General features: G+C 57.0%; 12 protein-coding genes and 1 pseudogene. 4 read left to right on the forward strand and 9 right to left on the reverse strand.

The window, feature by feature from the left end; translation table 11 throughout:
* The first annotated feature begins 76 nt into the window (after window positions 1–76).
* Window positions 77–976: an Fpg/Nei family DNA glycosylase gene (locus OHL23_RS03920; RefSeq protein WP_263350462.1), complete on the forward strand. Its 900-nt coding sequence runs from the start codon at window positions 77–79 to the stop codon at window positions 974–976.
* Window positions 977–1,108: 132 nt separating this feature from the next.
* Window positions 1,109–4,153 (forward strand): glycosyl hydrolase family 28-related protein, encoded by a 3,045-nt coding sequence (locus tag OHL23_RS03925; RefSeq protein ID WP_263350463.1) that lies wholly within the window; start codon window positions 1,109–1,111, stop codon window positions 4,151–4,153.
* 3 nt (window positions 4,154–4,156) lie between these two features.
* Here the strand turns inward: OHL23_RS03925 and OHL23_RS03930 are convergent, their stop codons facing one another.
* Window positions 4,157–5,470 carry an MFS transporter gene (locus OHL23_RS03930; protein WP_263350464.1) on the reverse strand — a complete coding sequence of 438 codons (1,314 nt, stop codon included), beginning with the start codon at window positions 5,468–5,470 and terminating at the stop codon, window positions 4,157–4,159.
* A 217-nt stretch (window positions 5,471–5,687) separates the two neighbouring features.
* On the opposite strand from OHL23_RS03930, the gene OHL23_RS03935 reads away from it, so the two are divergent.
* Window positions 5,688–7,697, forward strand: coding sequence for a M1 family metallopeptidase (locus OHL23_RS03935; RefSeq protein WP_263350465.1), 2,010 nt, complete (start codon window positions 5,688–5,690; stop codon window positions 7,695–7,697).
* 9 nt (window positions 7,698–7,706) lie between these two features.
* On the opposite strand, the gene OHL23_RS03940 is transcribed toward OHL23_RS03935, so the two are convergent.
* The 4 genes and pseudogenes from OHL23_RS03940 to OHL23_RS03955 all read right to left on the reverse strand — a co-directional run bounded on the left by OHL23_RS03940 (window position 7,707) and on the right by OHL23_RS03955 (window position 10,974).
* Window positions 7,707–7,868, reverse strand: a complete 162-nt coding sequence (locus OHL23_RS03940; protein WP_263350466.1) for a hypothetical protein — start codon at window positions 7,866–7,868, stop codon at window positions 7,707–7,709.
* 371 nt (window positions 7,869–8,239) lie between these two features.
* Window positions 8,240–8,908 (reverse strand): annotated as a pseudogene (locus OHL23_RS03945) (GntR family transcriptional regulator); the annotation flags it as partial.
* 85 nt (window positions 8,909–8,993) lie between these two features.
* Window positions 8,994–9,872: a helix-turn-helix transcriptional regulator gene (locus OHL23_RS03950; RefSeq protein WP_263350467.1), complete on the reverse strand. Its 879-nt coding sequence runs from the start codon at window positions 9,870–9,872 to the stop codon at window positions 8,994–8,996.
* Between the two features lie 496 nt (window positions 9,873–10,368).
* A complete protein-coding gene (locus tag OHL23_RS03955; protein ID WP_263350468.1) occupies window positions 10,369–10,974 on the reverse strand; it encodes an RNA polymerase sigma factor in 606 nt (201 codons plus the stop codon).
* 315 nt (window positions 10,975–11,289) lie between these two features.
* Between OHL23_RS03955 and OHL23_RS03960 the strand changes: the two genes are divergently transcribed.
* The gene (locus OHL23_RS03960) at window positions 11,290–13,965 is read left to right on the forward strand and encodes a M16 family metallopeptidase (RefSeq protein ID WP_263350469.1); all 2,676 of its coding nucleotides are present in this window, start codon (window positions 11,290–11,292) and stop codon (window positions 13,963–13,965) included.
* A 50-nt stretch (window positions 13,966–14,015) separates the two neighbouring features.
* On the opposite strand, the gene OHL23_RS03965 is transcribed toward OHL23_RS03960, so the two are convergent.
* The 4 genes from OHL23_RS03965 to OHL23_RS03980 all read right to left on the reverse strand — a co-directional run bounded on the left by OHL23_RS03965 (window position 14,016) and on the right by OHL23_RS03980 (window position 20,596).
* Window positions 14,016–14,477 carry a hypothetical protein gene (locus tag OHL23_RS03965; RefSeq protein ID WP_263350470.1) on the reverse strand — a complete coding sequence of 154 codons (462 nt, stop codon included), beginning with the start codon at window positions 14,475–14,477 and terminating at the stop codon, window positions 14,016–14,018.
* A gap of 2 nt (window positions 14,478–14,479) precedes the next feature.
* A complete protein-coding gene (locus tag OHL23_RS03970) occupies window positions 14,480–16,366 on the reverse strand; it encodes a CRTAC1 family protein (RefSeq protein ID WP_263350471.1) in 1,887 nt (628 codons plus the stop codon).
* 20 nt (window positions 16,367–16,386) lie between these two features.
* Window positions 16,387–18,639 (reverse strand): tetratricopeptide repeat protein, encoded by a 2,253-nt coding sequence (locus OHL23_RS03975; protein WP_263350472.1) that lies wholly within the window; start codon window positions 18,637–18,639, stop codon window positions 16,387–16,389.
* Window positions 18,640–18,790: 151 nt separating this feature from the next.
* Entirely contained in the window at window positions 18,791–20,596 is a 1,806-nt protein-coding gene (locus tag OHL23_RS03980) for a tetratricopeptide repeat protein (protein WP_263350473.1), read from the reverse strand.
* Window positions 20,597–20,607 lie beyond the last annotated feature (11 nt).

Consider the following 20,607-nt stretch of genomic DNA (forward strand, 5'->3'; position numbering starts at 1 on the left):
TGGGCAACTGCCCCTGCCACGGATTGAGACAATCAAAAGCTTGCAAATTGCTCCGGCAATAGGCAAGCTCATTCCCATGCCCGAATTGCCCGACATTACGGCGTATATTTCGGCGCTGGAAGCGCGCATTCTCGGCGAAGAGCTGGAAAGCGTTCGCATCGCCAGTGCCTTTCTGCTGCGCACCGCCCATCCCGCCGTCTCTGAGACCGAAGGCAAGACCGTGCGCGAACTGCGTCGCATCGGCAAGCGCATCGCAATTGGCGTTGACGACGATCTTTGGCTGGTTCTGCATCTGATGATCGCCGGGCGTCTTCACTGGCGGCCGCCCGACGCAAAGCTCGCGGGCCGCAATTACCTTGCCGCCTTCGATTTTCCAAAGGGCTCGCTGGTATTGACCGAGGCAGGTTCGAAGCGGCGCGCTTCTCTGCACATCGTCGCCGGAGAAGCCGCACTCAATGCGATGAACCCCGGCGGTGTCGAAGTCTTTGCGACAGATCTGGATGGATTTCGCAAGGCGCTCTCAGCCGAGAACCGTACCCTCAAGCGGGCGCTCACCGACCCGCGCATCGTTAGCGGAATCGGCAATGCGTATTCGGACGAAATTCTGCACGCCGCGCAGCTTTCGCCCGTTACTCTGACACACAAACTTGGCGTCGAAGAATGGAATCGGCTGTTCACTGCAACAAGGGAAACTCTTCAGCTATGGATGGATCGGATGAATGCCGAGGCCGCCAGATCGTTTCCGGAAAAGGTGACCGCGTTCCGGCGGGAGATGGCCGTGCATGGCCGCTTCGGCCAGCCATGTCCACGATGCGGCGAAAAGGTGCAGCGCATTCGCTACGCAGACAATGAGACGGACTATTGCGCGCGATGCCAGACCGGCGGACGGCTGCTGGCAGACCGAAGCCTGTCGAGACTGATGAAGTCTGACTGGCCACGTACGCTCGATGAACTTGAAGCTATCAAGCACAAATAACGACGCTGATTGACCGGTAAAGCAACCGATGGAAGACGGCAATTGCGTTGAGGCGTCGAGCCGAGTAGCATGGCCACGTTGACCTTTCGATTTACGATAGACAATCCAAGAAACCGCGCAGGAATCCAAGGGATGAAAAAGAGTCTGCTGCTCGCCATTCTTCTGCTTGGCGTCTCTTCGGCTGCATTCGCAGCTTCTGTCTTTACAACACGGCTTGACGACCCCGGGGCTGTGTATCTCACAGCTCAGGAATTTGGCGTGCACGGCGATGGGGTTGCCGATGACAGCGCAGCGATTCAGGCTGCGATTGATAAGACTGACACCAAAGCGACCGAAGGCATTGTCTTTGTGCCCTCGGGCCGTTACCGGCTGACTCGCACCATCTATATTCCGCTGGGCATTCGTGTGATCGGCTATGGCGCGACTCGTCCGGTCTTCGTGCTCGCCGATCATACTCCCGGCTTTCAAACCGGTATAGGCGACATGGTGATTTTCACCGGTGCGCATCACAGCGGGAGCGCGGCTGTTCGCGTACCGTTTCCGACCCCCGGCAGCGTGCCGCCAAATGATGCGATTGCGGACGCGCATCCGAGCACATTCTATTCGGCGATGAGCAATATCGACTTCGAGATCGGCGCAGGCAATCCGGCGGCGATTGCGATTCGCTTTCATGCAGCGCAGCATGCGTATCTCAGCCACATCGATTTTCATATCGGTTCCGGGCTCGCTGCTTTGACTCAGATCGGCAATGAAGCTGAGGATCTGCATTTCTACGACGGACGCTATGGGATTCTCACGGAGAAGCCTTCGCCTGCGTGGCAGTTCACGCTGATCGATTCCGTCTTCGAAGGCCAGCGCGAGTCGGCGATTCGCGAGCATGAGGCCAATCTCACGCTGATCCACGACACCTTCCGCAATGTGCCAACCGCCATCGATATCGATCCGCATTACTCAGATGAGCTTTGGGTCAAGGACTGCCAGTTCGAGAATGTCTCCGCGCAGGCCGTGATCATCAGCAACGAAAAGAGTCCGCTCACAGAGATCGGATTCGAGAATGCAGTGCTAAAGAATGTGCCAACCTTTGCGCTCTTCCGTGAGAGTGGAAAGAAGGTCTCCGGCAAAGGCGGAATCTATCAGGTCCGCAATTTCAACTATGGCCTGATCGTGCCCGGCGAAGGAGTGATGGGCTCAATCGAAATGCTATATGACGCGATGCCGCTGGGCAGTCTATCGGCGCCGCTCAAATCAGCGATTCCCGCCTTGCCGACAACGGATACGTGGGTGAACGTGCATACGCTTGGAGTCGTTGGAGACGGGACGACAGATGACACAGCCGCGATCCAGAAGGCTGTCGACACGCATCGCGTGCTTTACTTCCCGAGCGGCCATTACGTTGTGAGAAACACGATCACGCTAAAGCCTGACACTGTGCTGATCGGACTGCATCCGACTTTGACGCAGTTTGATCTGCTCGATGAGACGGCGGGCTATCAAGGCGTGGGTGCGCCTAAGGCCGTGATCGCTTCGCCTGCGGGCGGGACGAACATCTTGAGCGGCATCGGAATCTTCACCGGTGGCGTCAATGCGCGCGCCGTCGCTCTGCTTTGGAAGTCGAGCGCGGATTCACTGGTGGATGATGTGCGCTTTCTTGGCGGTCATGGCAGCGGGACGAATCCTTACAACAACAACCACACGGCCGATCCTGATCTGCACAAGCGATGGGATGGGCAATACCCAAGCCTGTGGGTAACGCAAGGCGGCGGTGGAACCTTTGCGGATATCTGGACTCCGGACACCTTTGCGCAAGCGGGATTCTTAGTTTCGGACACGAAAACTCCGGGCCATATCTATGAGTTGTCTACCGAGCACCACGTTCGTAACGAGATCAAGTTTGATCATGCGGAGAACTGGGATCTCAATGCGCCGCAGACCGAAGAGGAAGCCGGCGAGAGTCCTGAATCCTTGTCGCTGGAGTTCGACTGGTCGAAGAACATTACCGTCGCGAACTATCACGGTTATCGCGTGACGCGAACGCGAGCGCCCTTTTCGGCTGCGGTTCGCATTTATAACTCCGCGAACATACATTTCCGCAATCTGCATGTGAATGCCGAGAGCGGATATGCCACCTGCGATGACAACGGCTGTGGCACATTTCTCCGGGTGAGTAAGTTCCCTTATGAGAATGCTATCGAGGATGTGACGCGTCATCTGGAGGTTCGCGAGCGCGAGTTCGCGGTGCTCGACATTCCCGCACAACCAGTAACTCCCACACCAGTGGACGTCTCTGCAGTGCTCACGCCCGGCGCAAAAGTCGAAAGGCTCGAAGACGGCTTCTTTTCGATCTCCGGGGCTGCTGTGGATGCGGCAGGCAAGCTATATTTCGTCGATCATCACCAGCAGCGCATCTTCGGCTGGTCGCAGGCCGAGGGTCTTACGATCGAGCGGGACAGTCCGCTCGATCCGGTGAATCTGGCTTTCGACAAAACAGGTGATTTGCTGGTGCTTTCTTCCGATGGGCCTGCAGGAACGGCTTATTCGTTTCGTCCCGGCTCGCCGTATGATCCAATAGCAGTTCTTTCCTTGCGGGATACAAGGCCGCATCCAGAAGCGGCAGCAGTGTTACCGGTCAACTATTGGAACAACGGGGAGTTCAAGGACCAGCTTGATCCCAGGACATACACTTACACCACGCTTCCAGAGATGTTTGCACAGGATGTATCGACGTCCAAGGCAAAGGAGTATGTATCTCCAGATGGCAGCCTGTTTCTGCCTGCGGGGCGCGTCTTCCAGCAAGGGCCACCGGACTCAAGTGGATGGCGCTTCTCCGACAATCTCGACACTTACGGATTCACGAGTGCTCTGCCCGGCAAGCGGGTATATGTGAGCAGCGAATCGGAAGATCGCACCTACAGCGCCCTCGTCGGAGCAGACGGCACGCTGGGAGATCTGAAGCCATTTGCAGAACGCGGGGGTGAAAGTGTCGCGGTCGATCGTAAAGGCAATGTCTATGTTGCGAACGGCCAGATCTTTGTCTACAACCCGGCGGGAAAGCTGATTGGCGAGATCGATGTGCCGGAACGGCCGATTGATATCATCTTTGGCGGCGCTGACGATGACACGCTGTTTATCCTCGCCCACCACGCACTCTTCGCTGCAAAGGTGCGGGCTTCGGAATGATGCTCAATAGGAATCCGCCACGAGCGGGCGTGGCTCGCTGATTTGGATTGGCTCCTTCACGATCAGAAGATACGAGAGTGCGCCGAGGATCGAGACCATCGCGCAGATTACCAGTGTGAGATGAAAGGAGTGGGTGCGATCGAGAAGCCAGCCTGTGATAACAGGCGCAAAGGACGCGAAGATGAAGCTGCCGAAGTTCTGGATGGTCGCGACAGAGGCGACGATTTCGGCGGGCGCTATCGATTGCACCAGACCCCAACCTGAGTTGCCTGCCAGATAGGTGAAGAAGAGCGCCATGCCAATGCCGAAGGCCGCGCCTGTTGCGCCCGAGATGTATGGAACGAGCAGTGTGCACAGGGCGGAACACGTCATTCCGATCACCAGAAGAGTCCTGTGCGTCCTGATCGGCGGAACCCCATGGCGAACGAGAAAGTCAGCGAGGATGCCGCTGAGCATCATGCCGACTGCGCCGCAGGCGAAGGGGATGACAGCGATGACTCCGGTGGCCGAGACGCTTACGTGATGCACGGCTTCGAGGTAGTTCGGCATCCACGACATATACAGCCACACGGTATAGTTGACGCCTCCAAAGCCAAGCATCATTCCCCAGACAGTGCGGAGACGAAAGAGGCCTGTCCACTGCGAGAAAGTGATAGCAGAGCTTCTGCTTCCCTCACGCGAGGACTGGAGGTAAGCCTGCTCAGCGGCGTCGAGAGAAACATGCTTCCGGTCACGATAAAAGGCGTACCAGGCGATAGAAAGAAGCACACCAGGAATCCCAATCAGCATGAACATTCCGCGCCAGCCAAAGGCCAGCATAGTTACGGTGAGAATCGGCGGAGCAATCGCCTGACCAAGGGTCGTGGCAGAGTTGACGATTCCCATCGGCGTAGCGCGGTCGCGAACATTGAACCAGTCATTGACCGATTTGACGGCCGAGACGACAAATGGCGCTTCGCCGGCGGCCAAGCCGATGCGAGCCGCGAAGAAGGATGCGAAGCCACGGACAAGACCAGTCGCCGCCTGCGTTACGGACCAGAGAAACATGCCCGCTCCGAGCACGACGCGCTCGCCGATGCGGTCGAGAAGGATGCCCATCGGCAGTTGCGAGATGGCGTAAGAGAGCGAGAAGACCGAAAGCAGGAACCCCATGCGCGTGGCCGAGATGCCGAGATCGGCGCGGATGGTGGTGTTGGCGATGGCAAGCGAGCCGCGGTCGATGTAGTTGATGATGCCCGCGATGGAGAGGATGGAGACGGCGAAGAACTGAATTCTGGCGATACGGCGCGGTTTGTGCGGTGCGGTTTGAGAAGCCATGCTCTTTGCAATCATCCAATGCCGTCTATGGCGATGCGGCGGCGCATGGCAAGTGTAGAACATACGTGGCTGAATTCGTCACGTGGCTGGAATCGTTGATCGCGTGATCGGAATGGTTGAATGAATTCGCCGCGTGATCACCCACGGCGGCTATGCAGGAGAGATTATTCTAGGCAGACAGTACTTTGCTCGTTGACGCCTTGGAGGATTCTTACGGATGCGTTTTTATCGACGGATGATGTGGTCTTGCCTATGCTTGCTCGCTCTCACGATTGCCGGAATGGCCGCCGGCGCACAGACAAATGCTGCATCTAGTCCGGTCACGACTCAATCGACTTATGACCCGCGACTGACCTTTGCTCCGCTGACTTTGCCCGATCCGGTCAACCAGTACCGCTCCAGCAACGGCGCGCCGGGGCCCGCCTACTGGCAGAATGAGGCGGACTACGAGATGCATGCCGATCTCGATACGAAAGCCAAGGCTCTGCGCAACGATGAGGTGATTACCTATACCAACAACAGCCCGGATGTACTGCCCAGCCTGTGGATACACATGGAGCAAAACATCTACCGCAAGGACGCGAGGGCGCGCGTGGCCAATGGGATGCGTCCGCGGCGAAGGCAGACGCCGGATGACGAGGAGAACTCGAATGGTCGAACCACCGATGGCTTTGTTCTCGATTCGGTTGAGATCGAACAGGGCAAGGAGCGCGTAAAGGCTGACTACATCGTCGATGACACGCGGATGCAGGTTCGGCTGCCCAAGCCAATGGCGCCGAAGGGCAGTGTGCTCAAGTTACATATCCAGTATCACTATCAGATTCCCGGCGTGTGGGGTGGTCGCACGTCCTGGGGAATGTCGAAGCAGGGCGAGATTTACGATATAGCCCAGTGGTATCTCCGCATGTGCGTGTACGACGATCTGCGCGGCTGGGACACGCTGCCCTACATTGGCAGCGAGTTTTACCTTGAGTATGGCCACTTCGATTACTACCTGACGGTCCCGAGCGAGATGATTGTGGCCGGCTCCGGGGAGTTGGTGAATGCGAAGGATGTCTTGACGAAGACAGAACTTGACCGTCTGGACGCGGCCCGCAAAAGCGATAAGACGGTCGTCATTCGCAGCGTGGATGAGGTGAAAGACCCGGCCAGCCGCCCCAAAGTTGGAGGCACTCTTACCTGGCACTTCCGCATGGACCACACGCGCGACGTTTCCTGGAGCGCGAGCCCGGTTTTTGTGTGGGATGCGGCTCGCATCAATCTGCCCGATGGAAAAACCAGTCTTGCTGAAAGCGTTTATCCGCCGGAAAGCACAGGCGAAGAAGCATGGTCGCGATCTACCGAATATGTGAAGGACACCGTTGAGCGATTCTCTCGCCAGTGGTTCCCGTACCCCTGGCCGGCGGCGATCAATGTGGCTGGATTCTCAACCGGAATGGAATATCCGGGGATTGTTTTTGACGGCATTGAAGACAAAGGCAAGACGCTCTTCTGGATCACGGCGCATGAGATCGGCCACGACTGGTTTCCGATGATCGTGGGATCGAATGAGCGCCGCAATGCATTCATGGACGAAGGCTTCAACACCTTCATCGACATCGGGGAATCGGCTGAATTTCAAGGCGGGGTCTATGGTCCGAAACGCGACTCGGAATACTCTGCAAATGGAGAGCCAGCCGACACGATCCTCAAGGTGCTGGACAATCCAGCCGCTCCGAATATTCTCATGCCCGCAGATGCTTATCCATGGACGCTTGGTCATCCGGTGAGCTACTTCAAGGGCGCTTACGGCATGGTGCTGCTGCGCGAGCAGATCCTTGGCAAGGATCGATTTGATTGGGCCTTTCACAAATACATTCGCGATTGGGCTTACAAACATCCCTCGCCCTCGGACTTCTTCCGCGAGATGAGCAGTGAAGGCGGCGAAGACCTGGGCTGGTTCTGGCGCGGATGGTACATGAACAACTGGCGCTTCGATATGGCGGTTACCGCCATCGATGGCACGCACGTGACACTGGTAAACAAAGGACAACTGGTGCTTCCGGCGACCGTTGAAGTGCAATATACCGATGGAACCAAAGAGCGCTTTCGCGTGCCGGTGGAGAGTTGGGAGTCCAAGGGCGAATTGGCATGGCTGGGGGAGAAGCCAGTCGCGTCTGTCATTGTCGATCCCGATCATGTGCTGCCGGATGACGATCGCAGCAACAATTCGATGAGCGCAAAGTAACGCAAATCGTTATACCTCGACAGCCTGCGCGAGAGTCGCTGCCAGCGTCTTGACTCCGCGCAGGTCCATCTTGCCTGTGCCTAGCAGTGGCAGCGCGTCAACATGGAAGAAGAGGTTCGCCTTCGGCTTCCGGAGCGCGGGCAGATCGCTTTTTTGCAATTTATCGAGCACTGAAGCGAGTTTTTCCTCCGACAGCGTGGACAGCACGGCAATGCGCTCACCCTTCTTTTCATCGGGCAGGATGTTACCGAGAGAACCTGCTCGGTGACTCCAGCAAATTCATGCAGCCTGTCTTCGATGGTGATATGGGGCACCATCTCACCGCCGATCTTGCTGAAGCTCGAGAGACGATCAGTGATGGTGAGAAAGCCGTCTTCCTCCATCATGGCGACGTCGCCGGTCGTGTACCAGCCGTCTTTCAGCACCTCGGCCGTCTTTTCCGGGCGTCCCGGAGAGCCCTTCATCACGTTGGGCCCTTTCACCAGCAGCGTTCCAGCAGTATCGGGAGCAACTGGCTCCCGGGGTTTCTATATCGACGATCTTTACCGAGACTCCAGGCAAGAGATGGCCGATCCGGCCACGTCTTGAGGCAGCCTGGTGCAGTGGGAAGCGACACCAATCAGGTGTCCCGGTGGCGGCGGAAGCCACGGAGTGAGCCACGCGTTGGCGGACCGGATTGGCAATGTGATGAGTTCGACGCCGGAGGGCAACGCTGCACGGACGAGCTTGGTTTTGCTGGGTCGGCACAAAGGAATGGCGCCAGCGAGGGTTTCGTCTCGTGCGCATTCTTCCAGCGGAACGCCGACGGCTGGAAACGCGGTCGCCTCGCGAATTTCTGTCAGCAATATTTCGCGCAGGATCGGATCAGAGTCGATGAGCAGGAAATGATCCGGCGGAGGCGCGGCGAGCCATTGGGCAACACGATGCCGGATCGCTGCGGCAGGAAGGTTCAATTCTCGGACGGCCCGGAAGAAGCCCGCTATATGTTGATCGAGGATCTGCTCGGGCGTCGAAGGCGGTTCGGCGTTGGCGCGAACATAGACTCCGCTGCCATGGCGGCGTTCGGTCCAGCCGTCGTGTTCAAGTTGGCGGTAACCGGCGCTGATGGTGTTGGGATGGATGTTGAAACGTCGCGCAAGTTCGTGGGTACTCGGCAGCCGGTCACCGGGGCGAAGATCGCCGGACAAAATCGCCAGAACAACCTGGGTAACAAGCTGCCGATAAAACGGAACTTCGCTGCTGGGGGGCGAACCAGAGTCTCACGCGGAACCTCTGGGCTATTGTGACACTGACGGCTCAGTCCGCGAGTGTGCGCCGCCATTCGCCCGGAGTGGCATTCACTTTGCACCGGAAGCTCCGGATGAAACATGCCTGATCGGCGAATCCGCATCGAAGCGCAATATCTGCCTGGGTAAGGCGGGAATTCAGGAGAAGATCCTTTGCAGCTTCGATTCGCCGTTCCATCAGCCATCGATATGGCGTCTGACCAACGGACTGCTTGAAGGCGCGCACAAAATGACTTACGGATAACTGACATTCCCGCGCCACCTGCGACAGCGAAACATGCCCGTCCAGATTTGCGGTTAGTATCTCCGTTGCGCGCTGCATCTGACGGCGGGTCAAACCTCCGCGCATGGCGTACGGTTCGATCCTCATACCGCCATAGGTGCAGGCAATGTAAGCATGGATTGCAAGCACCGCATGGTCCAGATACAAGCTGCCCGCAAGTTCCGGGCTTTCCATCGCCTGCAGCAGACTGACTCCGAGATTCTTCAGGATAGGGTCAACTTTGCCGAACGGCCAGTTGAGCGTCTCGCAGCGGCGGGCTCCATGCTCGTCTGCAAACTCGCACAGGGAGGCGTGCGGCACGTATACCTGCAAAAGATCGAAAGCGCTCCCGAAGTAAACGGATGGCTCGTCTTCCAGATTCAGGATGCAAACCGCGCCCTCGCAACGGTTGTGATCGGCATTGACGAGGCGACTGCGTTGCCAGAGAGAGACAGGGCTGACGCTTCGCAGGTACAACTCGACGACAAATGCTTCTTCGGGCGGAGTCGGAATCGATACGTCAGGGAGAGGGTCGTTGGAACTAAGTCTCGTAACGGCGAGCTTGCAGATTCTGCGCGGCGTAACTCGGAATATCGGCTCATTGGGCAGCCGCATGTAAGCGGCCATCTGGGGCCCATATGCCCCCGGCTCGGACGCGCGCATGCTCTTTGAATTGTGGCTTGCTCCTGAACAACCGCGAGCCAAGACTTGGGAATGGGTTCGGCGAACCGGGACGGCGGTGATGTCGCTTCTCAGATTTGGCATCTGCATCGGAAGACCACCTAACTAAGGAATGTCGGGGTTGGGGAAAAGGATTCAAAAAATGTTGACGTGTCACGAATCGAAGGGTGCCGCTAAGAAAAGGCTAGACTTAGCGAGCCCCTCTGCGAAACCCCAATTCGGGCTTAGTTGATATACCTATTTGGAGGGAGCAGAAACCAGACCGAATGGGCCAGAGGGAGACCAGACGGGCAACGCGAATTGCCGCCAATAGCCCTTTGAGCGGGCTAGGCGAATCTATTCTGGGGGAGAAAGATCGACTCGGGACTATTACCGTTGCGGAGTGTGACTGTGGAATGCATCAGCGCCGCGAAAGGGATCGCGGCGCCCGAAAGACGGCTCCTCAGTGAAGTTTCCGGCGCAACGCAGCTTTGGCGCGCATCATACGAGACTTTGTTGCGGCAAGAGACAGGCCGGTCATCTCCGCAACTTCTTTAATGGAGACATCGTGACGCTGCTGAATTTCAACAACTTCCCGAAGAGCCGGCCGCAGTCGAACGATTGCCCTTCTCAGGTTTCTGGCGCGTTCGCTTCGAACGCAGTGAGCTTCGATATCGATCGAATGATCTTCAAACTCCCGGCATTGATGCGTTTCACCCGGCGCGCCGATATCCACGGAGGTCTCGGGATAGGAGCGTTTCCGGCGCAGGATCATCAGCGCAGAATTGATAGCGATGCGTGTGAGCCACGTCGAGAATTTCGATCTTCCGTCGAAGCCTTTCAGATGAACAAATGCCTTGAGGAACGCATCCTGGAGGGCGTCTTCGGCGTCTTCGCGGTTTCGCGTTACGCGAAAAACTGTCTTGAAGATCTTGGCGGAGTGCCTTCTCCACAGTTCGACAAAGGCCAGTTTTTCTCCGGCTTTAGTTGCCTCTACCAGCATCTCGTCACTCGCATAAGACAAGGTGCGCTGCACAGTTACGTCGTCGGCAAAGTTATAGGAATTCATGGGAAGATCCTTTTCCGAAGTGATCGGCTATCAACCGCTTCGACTGACTGATTTCGATCCTAAGATCCCTCTTCGCAGGAATCTTGACGAGAATTGCTGAAAATGTGCCCATGTTGCTCAGATTGTTCTTTTCAGTCACACACTCCGATGCGCGTCCTCTCGTTCGTACTTGACCCCGAACTCGGCGCTCTCTCGTCTCGGCCATTCTGCGCGAAGCTATAATTCGTCAACATTCCCCAGAACGTGCAAGACTTGGAAGTGAGGGCCGGATGCGCACGCCGGTTCTTGCAAGCATTTTCCCTGCGTTTGGAGAAGATGGATTTGAAGCCAAGATATCTTTTGAAGTTGCTGCTTTTGATAGGCGCCTCTGCGGCATTGGGACACACAGCCTTAGCGCGTGCCGAGTCTGCGGTCACGCGCTCGACTTTGCCCAACGGTATGCGCGTTGTTATCATTCGCAATTCGCTTGCCCCGGTTGTCACAGTCGAGACTAATTTCATCGTCGGTGGCAATGAAACTCCGGCAGGTTTCCCCGGAATGGCCCACGCGCAGGAGCACATGGCTTTTCGCGGATGCGCAGGCATGAATGCCGACCAGACCGCCGCTATCTACGCGCAACTCGGCGGCGATAACAATGCAGACACGCAGCAGAACATCACGCAGTACTACGCGACCATCCCGGCGGCGGACCTGGATATTGCACTACAGGCGCAAGCCACTTGCCTGCGCGGCGTCGACGACTCCGATCAGGAATGGTCCCAGGAGCGCGGCGCGATCGAACAGGAAGTCGCGCGCGACCTGTCCAATCCAACTTACAAGTTCATCAGCCGCCTCAATGAAGATATGTTCGCGGGCACGCCCTACGCGCACGATCCTTTAGGCACGAAGGCGTCCTTCGACACTACGACCGGGCAGATGCTTAAGGACTTCTATAACAAGTGGTACACGCCCGGGAATGCCATTCTGGTGATCGTCGGTGACATCGACCCGGCGTCTACCTTATCGAAAATCCAGCACCTCTTCGGCGATATTCCAAGCCATCCCTTGCCGGCGCGGCCGACAGTCGAACTGAAGCCGGTAAAGTCGGAAAGCTTTTCGCTCGATAGCAATCTCCCGTACGTTCTCTCTTTCATTGCATACCGCCTGCCTGGCACGAGTTCTCCGGACTACGCGGCGGCGCAGATCCTTTCCGATGTTTTGGCCAGCCAGCGCGCCGACGTCTACGCCATGGTGCCCGCTGGAAAAGCACTGGCTGCCGAATTCGGCATGGCTGAAACCTATCCCAAGGCCAGCGTCGGTTATGGCGTCGTCGCAGTCCCGTCGGCCACCGATATTTCAAGCTCCACTCAGGAACTAAAGAAGATTCTGGCCAATTACGCGGATAAGGGCGTTCCCGAAGATCTGGTGGCTGCGGCAAAGCGCAGCGAGATCGCCGCCGCGGAGTTTCAACGCAACTCCATTCCCGGCCTGGCCAATGTATGGTCCGATGCGCTCGCAGCCGAGGGCCGTACTTCGCCCGATGAGGACATTGACGCGATCCGGAAAGTTACGCTCGCCGATGTGAACCGGGTCGCCAAACAATACCTTGTCGATCAGAACTCGATAACAGCAACATTGAAGCCAGTCCCATCCGGGCAGCCCGTCGCGGACAAGGGATTTGGCGGTGGAGAGAAGCTGACCAGCGCTCCGACCAAGCCGGTGCAGCTCCCGGCATGGGCCGCAAGTTCCCTGGCGCAGCTCAAGGTGCCGTCCGACTACATCCAGGCTTCGGACACGACTCTACCTAATGGCATTCGTCTGATTGTCAAGACTGATCCGACAAGCCCGACGATCTCGGTAGCAGGCTCAGTCAGGCACAACTCAGACCTGCAAACCCCGCCAGGACAAGAAGGCGTCTCTGATCTGCTCGATGGCCTCTTCTCATACGGAACGCAAACCCTCGACCGGCTCGCATTTCAAAAAGCACTGGACGATATCGCAGCGAATGAAAGCGCAGGCTTCGGCTTTTCCCTCAGCGTGCTGAAGGAAAACTTCTCGCGCGGTGTTCAACTGCTGGCGGACAACGAATTGCATCCTGCGCTGCCGGCGGACGCCTTCGCCGTTGTGCAGAAACAATCCGAGGAGTTTGTCGCAGGCAACCTGCAAAGCCCCGGCTATCGCACCTCGCGAGCGCTGGATCTGGCGCTCCTGCCGCCGAACGATCCTGAGTTGCGTGAGGTGACTCCGGCAACACTCAGTCATGTCACGCTGGACGAAGTCAAGCAATTCCACGCGTCAACCTTCCGTCCGGACCTAACCACAATCGTAGTGATCGGCGACGTCTCCGCAGCCGAAGCGAAGACTGTTATCGAAAAGTGGTTCGGCGACTGGAAGGCCGCAGGTCCTAAGCCCGAAATCACCTTGCCTTCCGTCCCGGCCAACAAGCCTTCGACGGTGAGTGTGCCGGATGATCAGCAGGTTCAGGACTCGGTGGTCCTTGCAGAACAGATCAACATCAACCGATTCGATCCCGACTACTACCCGCTGCAGTTAGGCAATCACGTGCTCGGTGGGGGCTTCTACGCAACGCGCCTTTATCACGACCTGCGCCAGACCGCCGGTTACGTCTACACAGTAGACGTCAGCCTGGACGCATCGAAAACGAGAGCCAGTTATTCCGTCACGTATGGCTGCAATCCCGAGAATGTGCTGAAAGCGCGTACGCTCATTCAGCGCGATCTTGACCAGATGCGAACGGAAGCTGTCTCCGCGGATGAGTTGCACCAGGCGAAGGCGCTGCTCCTCAGGCAGATTCCGTTAAGCGAATCGAGCGAGGAAGCAGTGGCCGGAGGACTGCTCAGGCGCGCCGAGATTGGACTGCCTCTGGATGAGCCGATACGCGCGGCAAAGCGCTACTACGAGCTAAGTGCCGATGATGTGAAGGCCGCGTTCGCAAGGCAACTGCGCACTGGCGACCTGGTGCAGGTAGTGCGCGGCCCGGCTCCGCACTAAAGCAGGAATCGGCCTGAGTCTGTACACGTTTCGCCGGATTCAGGCCGATTTCAAAACAAGTTTCCAGCCACCGTCTCCGCGATGTGCTCAAGTGCATCGTCCTGCGCATCCGATGACTTCTCTGAATCGCTCTTCGCACGAAGATTGAGAGTGACAGTGAAGTGCATATCGCGCACCCGGCTGCTGATCGTCTCCGCCATCTGGCCTGGAAGCTTACACCGCAGTGCTTCGTTGCCGATCCCTTTGAGCTGACTGCTATCCGCCGGACACGAGGCCAACGCGCTCCTGCTCACCTCAATCCTGAGAAATGCAGCAGGCTCCAGACTTCGCGAAAAGTTGCATGAGCCTTGATCCTTATCCGATAGATTGACAGATAAAGATACTTCCCCGCCAAGCGCTTTCTCGGCAGTTCCCTTCGTTACCCAGGGACATGCTGTCGGCGCAGGAGTTTGCGCATACACAGAAACAGCAGTTACGGCGAACAGGCTGAGTAGAAATGAGTGCCTAACCATACCTATCCTGCGGCTTTCGTCTTCGTCTTAAGTTGCGGTAGCGCTGCGGACTTGAGAATCTTGCCGCCCTCCTGAAGCACGTGGAGTTGATTCACGTCCAGATTTCTGAACTGATCTACCTGGCCGCTCAGCCATCGAACTTCTACCAGGTCAACTTTCGTCGCCTGATCCAGCCCGAAATGCATACGTAGATCATTCTGCGAAAAATAGCTCCCTCCGCTTCGCAACTCTTCCATCTGCTGTAGGGGCTTGGCTGCATCCGGAGTGGTCTTCGTGGTGACAGTTACGCGGCTGCCGATGCCGGTCCGATTGGACTTGACGCCAACAAGCTTGATCTTGATCCAGTTGCGTTTAAGCGTCGAATCGCAGCGTAGCAACTGCGGCACAGCATTGATGCAGTTGACTGCAATGTCGATATTGCCGTCGTTGTTGTAGTCGCCGAAGGCACAGCCGCGAGCCGGAGCATTTTCAAGAACGCCAGGACCACCCTGGCTAGTCACTTCCTCGAAGCGCCCATTGCGCAGATTGCGGTAGAGATACTTATGCTCGGCATACTTCAGGTCGGCTCTCGACTTATCGACTTCGGGATAGACATGCCCATTCGACATAAGCAGATCAAGCCAGCCATCGTTGTCCATATCGAAGAAGCCGACACCCCAGCCAAGCAGTCGGGTGTTGACGCCAAGACCACCAGGATAAGTTCGATCCTCAAAGGTTGCATCGCCAAGATTGGTATAAAGCGAATCTGTATCGCCGGCGAAGTTCGTCTTCACAACGTCGAGATTGCCATCACGGTTGTAGTCCCCAATCGAAACGCCCATGCCCGCTTGAGGCTTGGCTTCTGCCGAGAGCGCTGCGCCCGCCTCAATGGCGATATCGCGAAAAGTTCCGTCCTTCTGATTGAGATAGAGCGTGGCCGGAGCGGAGTCATTGGCCACATAGATATCAGGCCAGCCGTCGTTGTCGAGATCTGAGGCCGCGACGCTCAGTCCATAAGTTCCGACCGCTGTCCACATGCCCGACTTTTCGCTGACATCGCTGAAGGTTCCGTCACCGTTGTTGTGATAGAGAAGATTACGACCACCCGGCAGCCCCGGCGGTCCGCATGCGACAAGAATGCCTTTATAAGTACACGGCCCATCTTCGGGCTTAGGTGCAGTCTTCAAGTCGAAGTCGACATAGTTTGCCACGAAGAGATCCAGGTTGCCGTCGCGGTCATAGTCGACAAAGGTGCAGCCCGTGTTCCAGCGGATCTTCGGTCCGGGTTGGATCAGCCCCGCTTGCTGTGTAACATCGGTGAATGTACCGTTGCCGTTGTTGCGATAGAGCGCGTTCTGACCGTAGTAGGTCACAAAAAGATCGTCGTGCCCGTCGTTGTTATAGTCGCCCACGCAACAGGCCTGACCCCAACCAGTCTTGTGCTCCAGGCCAGAGCCGGTCGTTACATCCATGAAGGTTCCGTCACGATTGTTCTTGAAGAGGTGGCAACGTGGCTCCTGGCCTGCCGGAAACCCATCCAAACGCCAGCCATTAACGAGGAACAGGTCGACCCATCCATCATCGTCGTAGTCATAGAACGCAAGGCCACAACCAGTCGTCTCAAGAAGATACTTATTCGTGAACTCACCGCCATAGATCGTCTTAACGTTGAGGCCGGCTTCTGTCACCACATCCACAAAGCTGACTCCAAGCGGCGTACCTTCAATGGGAGACTTCGGGCCCGGTGGAGGTGGCGCGGGCTTGGCCTCGTAACTACGCTCCTGCGGTCCAAGCTTCGGTAGATTGGGTGGAGTCTGTTCCTGCATCGGCGAGGCCAGGGCAAGTATGTCCGCAAAAGGCAGAACTAGCGCTGTGCTACTGAGAGAACGAAGAAACCTGCGGCGATTCAACGAATAACCATCCTTAGTATTCAGGGTTGCCCGGCGACAGCAGGTTGCGGCCTGTCCATGTGTACGTGCCACGGAGAGCTTTCTCTATTCATCTCCGGATGCATCCGAAGAAACTCAAGCGAGTAAGTTGGCGCGCCAGGGTCGATTCGCTTCATCGTATACTGCGCCGCTTCGTCCGTGGCTTGCTTCTTCATGCCCACGCGGCGATACAGGACAGCGAGATTGTAGTGAGCCGCCAGATCGTCCGGATCGATTTGCTGCAACGCCTTGAACTGCTGCATCGCATCGTCGCTGCGATGCTGTTGATAGTAGGATATGCCGAGTTCCCGCCGCGCATCGCGGGAATAGGGATATTGCGCAACGACCTTTTCGAGATCGGCAACTTCGGCCTCTGAGTGCCTCTGCCGCCGCTCGACCAACGCAAGGTAATAGAGAGCCCGTGCATCGTCCGGGTGCAGTTTCAAGGCCGTCTCCAGCGGTGCTCGCGCTTCATCATATTTTTCCCATTCGATATACACGATGGCTTTGTTGATGTACCCATCCTTGTAATCGGGGTGCAGGTGAATCACCTGCTCGAACGCCTTCATGGCTTCTTCGTACTGCTGTTCGTCGAGATAGCCGATGCCGACATTGTTCCAGCGCATCCAATCCTGATTATCTGTCGGTAATGGGGACGATGTTGGATTGTCGCCGATATTGAAAGTACGGCTTCGCGACGCAAGCTCGATTACCGGATAAGCAGGATGGTCTTTACCCAATACGTTGTTCAAGTAACTTTGGCGAAGATGCCGGTAGTCAACGGCTGCAGTGATCGTTATTGGACCTGTCAAATCTTTCGGGATGCGGAACTGATACCGGACAAGCGCGGAGCGTCCCGCTTGCACAGTGTTGTCATAAGCCACGGAATGAATCGTCCAGACCTTGTGGTTATCGACAAAATCTCCCAGCACGTCGACTGGCCGATTGGTAAAGCTGTGCGCGCTTGGATCGATCAACCCATCGAGCTTGAGGAAACCGCTCTCATAGACCATCGCGCCGGATGCATCCTTCACTGTGAACTTGACCCAGGCTTCATAAAGATCGCGCACCTCTGGAATCAGCGAGTGGCCTATGTTCTTGTTCTGCACGACGACATAGGCTTCCACAAGTTCATCCGGCTTGATAGAAACCGGAACCGAACCAAGCGGAGCAGCCATCGTGTTGTCGGATACTGACTTCAACGCAAAGATATCGACATTGAGATAGTTGCCGCTCTCCAGAAAGTCGACCGTCTTTTGCAGTTGCTCGTCGAAGCCGTAGTAGAACGGCACAGCCGTGTTGCCCGCAGGCCAGCGATGCGACATCAGTGTTCCCTGCTTTGCTCCGTAGTCCGGTAGCGTGATCGCTTCGCGTTTCATATGGCAGCCCTGACAGGGCGTGTAGTCTGCGCTGTAAAAAGTAAGTGGATTCTGTTGCGAGAATTTTGATCCCTGCCATTCGTCATAAGCGGTAAATGCGCGAATCCACTTATAGTCATTGAGCATTGGCGGCAGGTTTGCCTTGTGGCATGCGGCGCAGAACTCAGGCTTGTGAAGGAAATCCTGCATCACAGCCTTGCTGTGACGGTCAAGGTGCGCAAGTATCTCGGCGTCCGGAGCAATCCCGGGGATACGGTTTCCCTTCTCATCCACCAGCACGGCGGGCACGCCCATCACGAAGCTACCGTTGCCGAGCTTGGTTTGTACGCTCTGGATCGAGTGGCAGGTCATGCAGGTAAGCCCGTCGCGATCAAAAGACCTGTCGAACGGGTAGGTCTTATTCAGTGCGCCAGCGAGAATTCCGACCGGATTGTGGCAGCTATCGCAGTGACGCGCAAACTCAATGCCCTTGGTGCGCATGAGTATGTTCACACTGGTGCGATAGAACGGCGTCCGGAATGAATTGGCATGCAGCGACTGACGCCACTGGTGGTACGCCTCCTGATGGCAGTGGCCACAGTATTTGGCATCCGGAAAAGCTGTTGGTTCAAGAAAATCGCCGCCCTCCACGGCGGCATTTCCCGGCAATGCGATCCTGTCCTTGGCGAATGGAAACGCGTATAGCGGTCGCATCTTGTCCGCGTAGGCTTTGCGAACGCTAGCTTCATCGCGGGGTGGATCGTCTGCGCCCGCTGTGCCCGCGCCGTGAATCGCCTTAATGCCGAAAATCAGCGCCGCACAGAATAGCAGGCAAGGGAGAACGGCGCGTGTCGAGAGTGGCCTTATCGCCTTCGCTAATTCAGAGAGTTTGCGCATTGCATTCCGACCCGCTCAACCTGAGAAACGTACGACAGAATACAGGCAAATTGGGTGCACCCACTATAACCAAATCACGACACGAATGTACATCAACCCTAAGTCGGGCGATTGTTCCAATAAAGAGTCCTGCTTGGACTAAGTTCTGACTTTATCGCTTTATCGAAGCATCTTTTGCGAGCGCTTCGGCCTTTTGCCGCTCGGCAGTTGCTTCCGCGGTCTTGCCCTCCTGCTCCAATGCCTTGGCCAATCCCGCATGAGCCTCTGTGTAATCCGCATCGAAGCTGAGAGCCTCTCGAAACTGCGCAACGGCTTGTTCCAGATTGCCGCTTTTCAGTTGCGAGTTTGCTGAATTTGTCGCGACCTCGGCGCGTTGCCGGTTCATGTTGGCCCGCATCAGATCGGCGGCTTTCCGGCGCTCTTCTGTGGCCTCCGCCGGCTGATTCTGCCTGGCTAACACCGCCGCCAGCGTAAGATGCGGATCAGGCTGTTGCGGCAGTTGACGGATCGCCTCGCGCAACGCCGTGACTGCGTCGCTCAACTGGTCCAGCTTGCTGTAGACGCTGCCCAGAGTGGCCCATCCGTCGCCATTCTCCGGACGCAGCTTGAGCGAAACATTCAGCTCCCGTGCAGCCTCGGCGTAGCGACCCACCTGCATGTACAACACGCCGAGAATATACGGAGGCTCCGGCGCGGATGGGTCAATCTTTTCGGCAATCTCCAATTCGGGGATTGCACCGGCCGCGTCATCTTCCATCTTCAGAGCGAGGCCGAGGTTATAGTGCAACTGTGCTGCATTCGGAGATATCTTTAACGCTGCTCGTAGCTGATCGACCGCATCGTCGAACTGATTCAACTGGATGAATGCCGCTGCGAGATCCTGATGAGCTGTCGGATTCTCGGGAGCCAGCGACACCGCGCGTTGCAGGATCGGAACGGCATCTTTGGCACGCTGCGTCTGGCAGAGAGCCATACCCAGATTCGTCAGCATTTCAGCATTCTTCGGCTCCGAAGAGGAAGCCCGTTGCAGAAGAGCAATAGCTTCATCCAATCGATTTACGCGCTGCAGCGCCAGGCCCAGTTGATAGGCAGCCGCAGTGGAATGCGGATCGCTCTTGACGGCGTGCTCCAGCACTGGAATGGCCTGCGCGTCGTCGCCAGTATTGGCCAACTCCTGCCCGTACTCGACAGCGACGAGTGCGTTCTCTGGGGCCAGTTGATAGGCTTTGGCCAACTCGTCGAGGGCACCGGGCTGCTGCTCTGCTTTGCGCGCAAGTCCGCGATGCATGTACGCCATGGCAAAATCCGGATTTGCACTAAGGGCCTTACTAAAGGCCTGTTCCGCGTCGGACCAATCCTCGCGCTGCGCATAAAGAGAACCAAGCTCGTCCTGCAATTCGGCGCTGCGCGGATCAAGCGCAGCGGCCTCTTTCATTTTGGAGATCGCAGCTTGCACCTGATTCGCCGCCACGAGCGCCCGCGCATACGGAATGAGAATAGATAGAGCTAGCGGGCGCTTTTCCGCTCGGGCAGAGGACTCCAGCTTGGCGAAGAGCGGAAGCGCCTTGGCAGGCTGCCCGTTCTGTTGATAGGCAAGGGCAAGATTGAACTGCGCGCTGCTGTCGCCGGGCTTCATCGCCAGCGCTTTTTCCAGTTCCCGCGTGCCCTCGCCGACGCGGCCTAGGCGCACGAGAACAGCTCCCAAAGCGCTGTGGCCCTGCTCAGCCGAGGGCGCGAGTCGCACGACCTCCTGAAAATTCGTCAAGGCTGTTTTCAAATCGTTCCGAGCAAGCGCCGCCGTTCCCGAGCGATAGTCTGCGTCGGCCTGTTTGAGGCTCGCGGATGGCTCCTGAGCGTAGCTATCGGACCCCAGCGCGATGCAAGCGAACAGCAACAGGACGCCTGTATATGCAGTAAGCCGCATCCTGTTCAGGAGCAAAGTCATCGCGGAGTTCATGGTAACTGATC

It is taken from the genome of Acidicapsa acidisoli, assembly GCF_025685625.1.
In the GTDB taxonomy this organism is placed as follows: Bacteria; Acidobacteriota; Terriglobia; order Terriglobales; family Acidobacteriaceae; genus Acidicapsa; species Acidicapsa acidisoli.